Origin of the sequence: uncultured Kiloniella sp. (genome assembly GCF_937128705.1) — a bacterium.
Taxonomy (GTDB): domain Bacteria; phylum Pseudomonadota; class Alphaproteobacteria; order Kiloniellales; family Kiloniellaceae; genus Kiloniella.
The window spans coordinates 1-9,058 of sequence record NZ_CAKZMP010000018.1 but is presented as its reverse complement, the minus strand read 5'-3'; the positions used below and the strand labels follow the sequence as shown (position 1 = coordinate 9,058).

General features: G+C 46.0%; 10 protein-coding genes. 4 read left to right on the top strand and 6 right to left on the bottom strand.

The window, feature by feature from the left end; genetic code table 11:
• The coding region (locus Q0241_RS01140; protein ID WP_299371782.1) for an N-formylglutamate amidohydrolase at nt 1-557 on the bottom strand (557 nt) is incomplete at its 3' end.
• Nucleotides 558-649: 92 nt separating this feature from the next.
• Here Q0241_RS01140 and Q0241_RS01135 point away from each other — a divergent pair.
• From Q0241_RS01135 to Q0241_RS01125, 3 genes are all read left to right on the top strand, one after another.
• Nucleotides 650-2,029 (top strand): formimidoylglutamate deiminase, encoded by a 1,380-nt coding sequence (locus Q0241_RS01135; protein WP_299371779.1) that lies wholly within the window; start codon nt 650-652, stop codon nt 2,027-2,029.
• Nucleotides 2,026-2,727: a GntR family transcriptional regulator gene (locus tag Q0241_RS01130; RefSeq protein WP_299371776.1), complete on the top strand. Its 702-nt coding sequence runs from the start codon at nt 2,026-2,028 to the stop codon at nt 2,725-2,727. The genes Q0241_RS01135 and Q0241_RS01130 overlap by 4 nt, the downstream gene beginning before the upstream one ends.
• A gap of 111 nt (nt 2,728-2,838) precedes the next feature.
• Complete coding sequence (locus Q0241_RS01125) at nt 2,839-3,159, top strand: hypothetical protein (protein ID WP_299371773.1); 321 nt, start codon at nt 2,839-2,841, stop codon at nt 3,157-3,159.
• On the opposite strand, the gene Q0241_RS01120 is transcribed toward Q0241_RS01125, so the two are convergent.
• The 4 genes from Q0241_RS01120 to Q0241_RS01105 all read right to left on the bottom strand — a co-directional run bounded on the left by Q0241_RS01120 (nt 3,152) and on the right by Q0241_RS01105 (nt 6,112).
• Nucleotides 3,152-3,682, bottom strand: a complete 531-nt coding sequence (locus Q0241_RS01120; RefSeq protein ID WP_299371770.1) for a hypothetical protein — start codon at nt 3,680-3,682, stop codon at nt 3,152-3,154. The two genes, Q0241_RS01125 and Q0241_RS01120, sit on opposite strands and share 8 nt — an antisense overlap.
• Before the next feature lie 8 nt (nt 3,683-3,690).
• Nucleotides 3,691-4,245 (bottom strand): cytochrome b/b6 domain-containing protein, encoded by a 555-nt coding sequence (locus Q0241_RS01115; RefSeq protein WP_299371767.1) that lies wholly within the window; start codon nt 4,243-4,245, stop codon nt 3,691-3,693.
• Between the two features lie 91 nt (nt 4,246-4,336).
• The gene (locus Q0241_RS01110; protein ID WP_299371764.1) at nt 4,337-4,606 is read right to left on the bottom strand and encodes a PepSY domain-containing protein; all 270 of its coding nucleotides are present in this window, start codon (nt 4,604-4,606) and stop codon (nt 4,337-4,339) included.
• Nucleotides 4,607-4,885: 279 nt separating this feature from the next.
• A complete protein-coding gene (locus tag Q0241_RS01105) occupies nt 4,886-6,112 on the bottom strand; it encodes an aminotransferase class V-fold PLP-dependent enzyme (RefSeq protein ID WP_299371761.1) in 1,227 nt (408 codons plus the stop codon).
• 269 nt (nt 6,113-6,381) lie between these two features.
• Between Q0241_RS01105 and Q0241_RS01100 the strand changes: the two genes are divergently transcribed.
• Entirely contained in the window at nt 6,382-8,058 is a 1,677-nt protein-coding gene (locus Q0241_RS01100) for a PAS-domain containing protein (RefSeq protein ID WP_299371758.1), read from the top strand.
• Between the two features lie 35 nt (nt 8,059-8,093).
• Here Q0241_RS01100 and Q0241_RS01095 read toward each other — a convergent pair.
• On the bottom strand, nt 8,094-9,058 hold a 965-nt coding region (locus Q0241_RS01095), incomplete at its 5' end, for a carbon-nitrogen hydrolase family protein (protein ID WP_299371755.1).

The window sequence follows — 9,058 nt, the reverse complement described above, 5'->3', positions numbered from 1 at the left end:
TTGTTACAAGTCTCTCCGTTGTTGGTGCCGATGTTGAAATCAGGTAACAGCCCGTCAAAGAGAAACGGAATGGTGGACCTGATAGAATGGCAATCATAGAGAATGGCCGTTCCATGAATGTTGCGAACGCGTTCAAGCTCTGCCTGTAGGGCCGCATGATAGGGGGCGTGGAAGTCTAAACGGCGTTTTTCAATTTCAGCTTCATCTGGTGCGCAACCATCTTGGTAAATTGGCTGATTATCGAAATCAGTCAAAGGGCACAGGTCTGTTGTGTTCTGTCCGGGATATAGGCTGACACCGGAAGGATCCCGGTTAGCATCAATGGCATAGCGATGAAAGTTTGCTTTGACGATTGTTACATCTGGCAGAAGATCGGCGTAAAGCTGGTCAATATGCCAATCCGTATCGGCAAGCTTTTTCCCGTTAGCATTTAACCTAGTTAAAATTTCTTCAGGAAGCCAGGTCCCCGTATGGGGCATGCCCAGCACAACCGGACTATTCCCGCTTGTGACGCTTACCGGAGACATCGGTGTCTCGAAAGTAGAGGTGAAAGGCATAAAACTCTCTTTTCGTGGCTTGATAAGGTCTGTCTTTATTTGTATTATGTCTGCACATAATATTTTGTCAAGCGATGGCGAGGAGCAGGGAAGTGAGACATCTGTGGGCAGAACAAGCACTTACGCAGAGCGGATGGCAGCGGGATGTGCATGTTGTAATTGGTGATGACGGACGGATTTCTTCGGTTGAAACCGGTGTCGCTGAATCCTCTGTTCGTATGCAGGCGGATAAACTTGGTGCACTTTTGCCATCGCCAACTAATCTTCACAGCCATGCTTTTCAGCGCGCGATGGCTGGGATGACGGAAACCAAGGGTCCAGATCCTAAAGACAGTTTCTGGACTTGGCGAAAGCTTATGTATCGCTTTTTGGATCACTTAAGCCCTGATGATATCGAGGCGATTACAGCCTATATGCAGATGGAAATGCTGGAAGCGGGCTATGCAGCGGTCTGTGAATTTCATTATTTACACCATCAGCCTGGTGGCGTGGCGTATGACAATATTGGAGAGCTTTCCCATCGAATCATTGCGGCATCAAAAGAAACGGGAATGGGGTTGACGCTTTTGCCTGTTCTCTACGAACACGGTGGATGTGATGGCCGTACATTGGGGGCGGGACAAATCAGGTTTGGGAACACGCCGGATAGATTCCAAAAACTCTTTGAAGCCGCAGCGACAGAACTCAAAACATTACCGGATGACACAAGATTAGGTGTTGCGCCTCATTCTCTTCGGGCTGTTAGTCAGCAAGGGATGCACTTTGCAACAGGACTTGCGCCGGCAGCACCCTTGCATATGCATATTGCTGAACAAACAGCCGAGATCGAAGAGATCGAATCTGCATGGGGTAAACGCCCCGTAGAGTGGTTGTTAGAAAATCATGCTGTGGACGAACGTTGGTGCTTGATACACTGCACCCATATGGAACCACACGAAACCGAAGGTCTGGCACGGACAAATGCTATTGCTGGTTTGTGTCCGATAACAGAATCAAGTTTGGGGGACGGTATTTTTGACGGCGTTCGCTATGTTAAGGCTGGTGGCCGTTTTGGTGTTGGTTCTGATTCAAATATTCGCATTTCTCTATCGGAAGAGTTACGGACGCTGGAATATTCGCAACGCCTTCGCGATCGGGGGCGGGCGGTTTTTGCAACCAAAGAAAAATCCACGGGTCGTGTCTTGATGGATGCTGTTGTGGCGGGTGGATCGCAAGCAGGGCAACGTGAATCTGGTGCCATCGCAGTTGGGAAACGTGCGGATCTCTTTGCTTTGGATATGGATGCTGTTGATTTGTTAGGCAAAGAAGGTGATGCCATTCTGGATAGCTATATCTTTGCAGGCGATGACCACATGATCACTGATGTCTGGTCAGCAGGCCGTCATCTGGTAAAAGAGGGATACCATATAAAACGGGATCAAATCGTTGCCCGCTACAAAAAAACGATGATGTCATTAAAGGACCGGATTTGACCGTAACAGAGATCAATAGCTGGCAAAGTGTAAAAGCCGAGGTTATGCGCCGGATAATTGAACGGATCTGGCTGCCGGGCGACATGATCCCCAATGAAATTGATTTAGCTGAAGAATTTGGGTGTGCACGTGCGACGGTTAACCGGGCGATGCGTGCCTTGGCCGATGAGGGATTGTTGGAACGTCGTCGCAAGGCGGGGACACGTGTGGCATTGAATCCAATTCGGAAAGCAACATTGGAAATCCCAATTACAAGGTTGGAAGTCGAACAAAGGGGATGGGCGTGGCGTCACACTGTTCTTGAACGGTCAGAGACACCGCCTTCGGTTGCGGTGGCAAGTCGTCTTGGATTATCTGACAAGGTTGAGATGTTGCATGTTCGAAGCCTGCATTATGCTGATAATCAACCCTTCCTTTACGAAGATCGTTGGGTGAACCTGTGCGAAGTTGCAGCTATTCGTGATGTGAACTTGCAAGAGATTGATGCAAACGAATGGTTGGTCCAAAATACGCCTTTAACAAAGGGTGATATTTCCTTTTCTGCAGCGAATGCGACCAGCCAAGAAGCCGAACTGTTGCAAGCAATCGAAGGGGAAGCCATTTTTGTGATTGATCGCACAACATGGAACGCGGATATTCCGGTAACAATCGTTCGCTTGGCCTATGCGCCCGGCTATCGCATGCATACAGAGATTTAAGGGTTTTATACCCGAGTAATTTTCTGTGACATTCTGTCACTTTGTTGTTTGATAATCGCATTCCTATTTTAGCAGTACCTTATATCCGACTAAAATACTGTGAGAATATGCATGACTGATACAACGGCTCAAAGTTTGACTTCCTCAATACCTGACAAGCTGACATCTGAGGAACCCAAGTTTTTCCAGCTCATTTATGCTGTGCCGCTTATTGGTTCTTTTTTCAAAGAGCTCTTGGATCCTAATTCGGATGCGACGTTGTATTTCCTGCTTAATGTCGTGCTCGTGTGGATTTTTTGCGGGGCATTCTGGGGGATTCAAGGTGTGTTTGCCGTGGCTTTATGCCTTGTTCCAATAATGTTTATCGTGATTTTCCGGATTACACTTGGAAAAGTACCCGTTTCTGAAGCTGAAGATAGAAAAATTAATTAGGGGTAATGAGCTCTTCGCTCAGGAGTTCTTCTATAAAAAAACTTAATAACTGAGGGCGACCGGATACGTTTGCTTTGTTATAGATGGCATTGCACTGGGCTTTGACAGTTCCTTCCCGTGTTTGGCGCAGATTTGCGATATCTGTGAATGACATCCCCTTGATAAGAAACAAGGCAACATCTTGTTCGGCAGGCGTTAATTTCCATTCCCCGAAGTATTGATCGAGCATGGATATAAAAGCACCAGAAGCAATTTTTATTTGCTGTTCTATTCGCCGTTGCCGTTGGAGCATGTGGCGTATTTGTATCGCTGTATAGGCAATACTGACTGACAGGGCGATTACAACCAGAAATTCAATAATGTCGTGGTCAAATTCAGCAAAAATGTCATGAGCAAATAAGAGATCACCGATAACATCAGACAGGAAGAAAAGGGTGCAGATAATTTGAATGATTAACAAACCCCATAATGTTCCTGCTCTTTCATGAAAGGGCTGTGATGTTTTATGGGGATCGTTATTCATAAATTTACTCATGTTTGTATCGTGGTGCCATTTGGCTCTTTAGTACTTGGGAGAGATTTTTTACCCGTAAGCATTGCTTTGACAATATTGATTTTAGATCGTTTTGTCTCCCAAGCAACGCCCAACAGATGAAAGGCTACAGAGATCATGGCGTAATTTGCTAAGAACTCGTGAATTTCTTCGAGCCACTTCATGCCCCAGAACATATCTGTTTCAGCTAAAATACCAGTTAAACAGATTAGGCTGAGTGATCCCAACAGATTAAATACCATAAGTGCGCCAAGCGGGTTGTGACCAAGATGAATATCTTTTTCCTGAAACAGGATACGACGCAGGTGTTCTTTTACACTTTCCTTGCTTGGAGTGAAATTTGTAAAGCGTGCGTGGTAACTGCCAATAAATCCCCAGATAAAACGGAGAGCTAGTAGTCCAAGAAGAATATACCCCAGGTAACGGTGGGGCGTGCCGCCATCTTCAGTAACTAAGAAGTTGGCTAGAAAGAGGATTGCGATACTGGCATGAAAAAGGCGGATAAATAAATCCCAGACTTTAACATTTTGCATAAGGCCTCCGGTAATATTCAATTCTAACAGGATAAAAAATGATGGAGGGGCTTAATCACCCCTCCGAAGTAAGAGATAGAGCTAGAAAAATTTAATCGTCTTCTTTTACTTTAACGATGTTGCCAGTGTTGGGATCGACGTAAATTTCATAGCGAATGCCGTCTTTCAAAGCATAGGCTTCGAGATATTCATCTTCGACCTCGATTTCCCGTACTTCATATCCCTGAGTTTGCAATAGGTCCGTTATTTCAGTCTTGGACTTTCCGACATAGGTGCCGTCGAGGCTATGGGCAAAAGCGACACCAGCGAGAGTGAAAATTCCGATAGAAGAAAAGAGAATGGTTTGTTTCAGCTGCTTCATGTTTAGTTCCTAGGTTTGTGTTCGTGATGAACAAGAACCTGAGGGGGAACACCTGAAAAATCTATTGAACTTTGGCTTATCTTGCTGGATTTATATCAAAAGTTTATGCCCAGTTTATAAGGGTTTATTCGTAATAGGTAGTGGATGATAAATTTCTGTGTAACTTTGTTAACTCAGAAGAAATAGAAAAGTACGATAAAATAGCAGAGCCCCTTGCCTGTGTTGTATAACAGGCAAGGGGCTCATTGAGTTTGAATACTCTTCTGGTGTTGTTCCTGCTTATAGTACCTGATCAAATGCCTTGAGTAGTTTTTGGATGTCATCAGGGCTGGTGTAGTGGACGAAGGAAACGCGAACGGCGCCCGCTTCAGGATCAAGATTCATTCCCTCAAAAAGCCGATAGGAATAGAAATGACCACCTGCGGCCATAATGCCGTGTTTGGAAAGGTCTTCGGCAACGGATCGTCCATTACGTTTGGTTATGATGGAAATGGTTGGTGCTCTTTCTTCGGGGGTATCTGGCCCCAAAAGGCGTAAACCATTTCGGCCTCGGATATATTCAAGCAAAGGTGCCATCAAGTCTTGCTCATGGGCCTGAAAAAGATCATGGACATTTTTGCCCCGCGTAAGGGGATCCGCTTCATGATCAAAGTGGTGGGCATGTACAGCATCAAAATACTCTGAAACGCCGTTGGAAGCCGCAACTTGAGCATGATCTGGACCAGCAGGTACAAATCGTTTGTGGGCGAGATCTTTGTTAAAGAAATGCCCCTGATGAGCCAGAATATCCCTTGTTTCTTGGCGGATAACCATCAACCCCTGATGTGGGCCAAAGGTTTTGTAGAGCGAAAAGAGATACACATCCGCGCCGAGGGCAGAAACATCGGGGAAACCGTGCCCGGCATAGGAAACACCATCAACGACAACTTTTGCGCCAACGGCGTGGGCACGCGCTGTTATTTCAGCAACAGGGTTCATATGGGCAATGATATTTGAGCAATGAGGAAAAGTGACAAGACGTGTTTTGTCGTTCAATAAATTATCTAGGTCAGCAAGGTTCAGATACCCGGTTTCTGAATCAACTCTCCATTCGCGAACAATAATTCCACTGTCAGCTAATCTTCGCCAAACGCCAGAGTTTGCCTCGTGGTCCTGATTGGTGACAATGATTTCATCGCCTTCTTGCATGGTGGCCCGAAAAGCCTGTGCCAGTACATAGGTGTTCTGGCTGGTCGATGGCCCCAGATCAATCTCGGCCTCTGTAACATTCAGATAGGCGGCGAGTTTAATGAGGGCCTGATCCATTTCATGTCCAGCAGCTTCAGATGCGGGAAAGGGGTGGTAGGGCTGTAATTTGGTTTTGCAATAGTATGAGTTCAGGCGCTCAATCACCTGACCACAGGCATAAGATCCCCCCGCATTTTCAAAAAAAGACCAGTTTTCAAGAGAGGGCTCTTTAAAGGCAGGAAAATTGGAGCGAATAAAATCTAGATCTAATGTTGTCATGAGCGGTATTTGTCTCTTTATGTTGGAGGATTAAGAATCAGGGGCCTTTTAATCTGACTAAATCAGTGGAATTTGAGCCAAGGAAGAGTGTGTTTGCTATTAAGGGTAGAAACACGGAAAATTAGTTATTCTTTTGAGTATGTAACTCTGTTTCCGGGCTTGGGGTCAAGCACCACTTTGAAGAGCAACGAAATTTTAAGAGTTTATTCTTTATCTTTGATACCTTAAAGCTGGCAAGCAAGCCTTCTAATGCATTTGGGGTCAACAGTATGGGGAAAGATAAGGTAACTCAGGCAGGACCGTCTGTGGAGTATACCAGTCCGCTTTACCTACCAAAACAAGCCGTTGCTTTTTTTGACAATGACTACGAGTTGATCGGTAGTGATAATGACTTTCAAAAGCTTTTGGGTGTCCCTAAAGATAGTGTCAAAGCTGGCACACCGTTAAACGATATTCTTCTTCGTTGTATTTGCAGTGATGTGCGCGTTAATGCAAAGGGGGCTGAGGCGGAAATTATCGACGAATGGCTTCATTTTATGGGAATTGGGCAGGCTATTGTTTTCCAACAACCCAGCCTAGAATTAACACAAATCCGCATGACTAATTTGAGTGGCGGTGGTGCCTCTGTTCTTGTCAGTGATGCTTCGTCCTGTCTGGTTGGTGGTGTGATTGCCATTGCCGGACAGTTAAAGACGGTTGTCGAAAATATTACGCAAGGCATATCCCTTTTTGATCGTAATTGTAAACTGGTGTTGTGTAACAAACGTTTTCTAGAGCTTATGGATTTTCCCGAAGAGCTTGGAAAACCCGGAACATCTATGGCTGATCTCTTCCGTTATAATGCTGAAAGGGGAGAGTATGGGCCAGGCAATATCGATCATCAGGTTCACGAACGTATGGAACTGGCGTACAAATTCGAGCCTCATCATTTAGAACGAACACGGACGGATGGAACTGTTGTAGAGGTTTGTGGAAACCCGCTTCAAGATGGGTTTGTGACGACTTACAATGATATCACTGTTCAAAAAAGAGTTGCAGAAGCCCTGGAAGAGGCCAATCTCGGGCTTGAACAGCGGGTGAAACAGCGCACAGCAGAGCTGCAGACTGAATTACAAACGCGTATTAAAACAGAAGAGCGGTTGCGGAGTGCTGTTAGCAAAGAGCAATTGGCAAGCCGAAGTAAGAATGAATTTTTGGCGAATATGAGCCATGAACTTCGAACGCCGCTGAACTGTATTATTGGCTTCTCAGAACTGCTTAAAAATGAATCCTTCGGCCCCTTGGGACAGGAAAGATACAAAGATTATTGTTTTGATATCAATAATGCAGGGGTTCACCTGCTCGAGGTTTTAAACGATCTTCTGGATGTTTCCAAACTTGAGTCTGGAGATGTGGATCTTGTGGAGACAGAGGTGGATCTGTCTACAGTAATAGAATCATCGGTGGCGATGCTGTCGAATAAAGCGGATAGCCATAATATTTCATTGATCACAGAATTGCCGAGCGACTTACCCTATCTCTATGCGGATGCACGTCGGATTAAACAGGTGTTGATTAACCTGCTTTCTAATGCGGTCAAATTTTCCCGTGAAGAAGGGGATGTGATTATCACTGTATCTGGGAATAAACGAGACGGTATTAGCTTATCAATTGCCGACAAGGGGATAGGTATTAGTAAAGAAGATTTACCCAAGGTCATGGACCCCTTTCATCAAGTCAGCGAGGCCTTGACACGGAATCACGAAGGTAGCGGGTTAGGGCTTCACATTGTGAAATCACTTATTGAATTGCATGGTGGACGCGTTGTTATCAATAGTGAGCTTGGGGTGGGGACAAATGTTTGTGTTCATTTCCCCCGAGAGCGCAGTGTTGATCGGGCGTCGGTCAACAAAACCAAAGGAAGTAAACGTGCAGAGATCAGTCGGGGAAACCGACCTCTGCACTGATACAAGGCGATTATCTTACGCTTTAACTTGTAAATTTAATTTGTAAATTTAACTGTGGATTGACGCTCTCTGTTGACAGAGAGCTGTGTGACATCCGGCCGTGAATAGTGCCCTGCGGGGTCAAAATTCTGCCGCTCTCTTCGGACTATTTTATGGTCAATGGTGGCGACGGCCAGACGTTCTTCGCCAATAATAGGTTCAATAACCCATTTTCCATCTGGCCCCATCAAACAGCTACCGCCATTGGCAAGCAAGCCAGTGCTTTCTCCGGCTCTGATAAGGTCAGCATGCGGGATATCATCTGTAATGTCTTCCACACGCATCAAGCCACAGACAAACATTGTATACGAGCGGGATTCCTTGGCGATAAAACCGGGTAAATCATGGGTATTGTGATCTCCGCCGGGCCAGCAGGAAAAATGAAGATCTTCCCCTTGTGCATAGAGCGACGCACGGGCCAATGGCATCCAGTTTTCCCAGCAATTCAAGCCACCAACTGTGAACTCCCCTAGGGAGTGTGTTCGCAGACCGTGACCATCGCCGGGGGCCCAGGCCAAACGCTCTTCGTAGGTTGGCATTAGTTTGCGATGAACGGAACCTATTCGCCCCTGTTTGTCGATGTAAACAAGGGTGCAATAAAGGCTGTGCCCCGCCCGATCAAGGGGACGTTCCATGATGCCGACATAGACAGCAATCTCACGTGTTTTTGCGGTTTCACAAACAGATGCAAGATCACCGCGTTCAATGCAGACACCCTCGTCCAGATACTTGGCGTGGATTTCCTTTTGAATGTCGTTGTTAAAACGGGCGCCATCGGTACGGTCGAGCCAAAAGGGATATCCGGGGGCCAAGGCTTCGCCAAAACCAACGAGATCACAGCCTTGATCCGCAGCTTGATTTATATAGTCGATGATTTTTTCAAGGGTAGCTTCGCGATTGAGCCAGATAGGCGTGATCTGGGCAAGCCCAACGGTCAAAAGATCTTTATTGGCAGACATAA

Coding starts and splice junctions, on each gene's coding strand:
- Q0241_RS01125 (WP_299371773.1), top strand. CDS start 2,839: ATGACTGATACAACGGCTCAAAGTTTGACTTCCTCAATACCTGACAAG.
- Q0241_RS01120 (WP_299371770.1), bottom strand. CDS start 3,682: ATGAATAACGATCCCCATAAAACATCACAGCCCTTTCATGAAAGAGCA.
- Q0241_RS01115 (WP_299371767.1), bottom strand. CDS start 4,245: ATGCAAAATGTTAAAGTCTGGGATTTATTTATCCGCCTTTTTCATGCC.
- Q0241_RS01110 (WP_299371764.1), bottom strand. CDS start 4,606: ATGAAGCAGCTGAAACAAACCATTCTCTTTTCTTCTATCGGAATTTTC.
- Q0241_RS01105 (WP_299371761.1), bottom strand. CDS start 6,112: ATGACAACATTAGATCTAGATTTTATTCGCTCCAATTTTCCTGCCTTT.
- Q0241_RS01100 (WP_299371758.1), top strand. CDS start 6,382: ATGGGGAAAGATAAGGTAACTCAGGCAGGACCGTCTGTGGAGTATACC.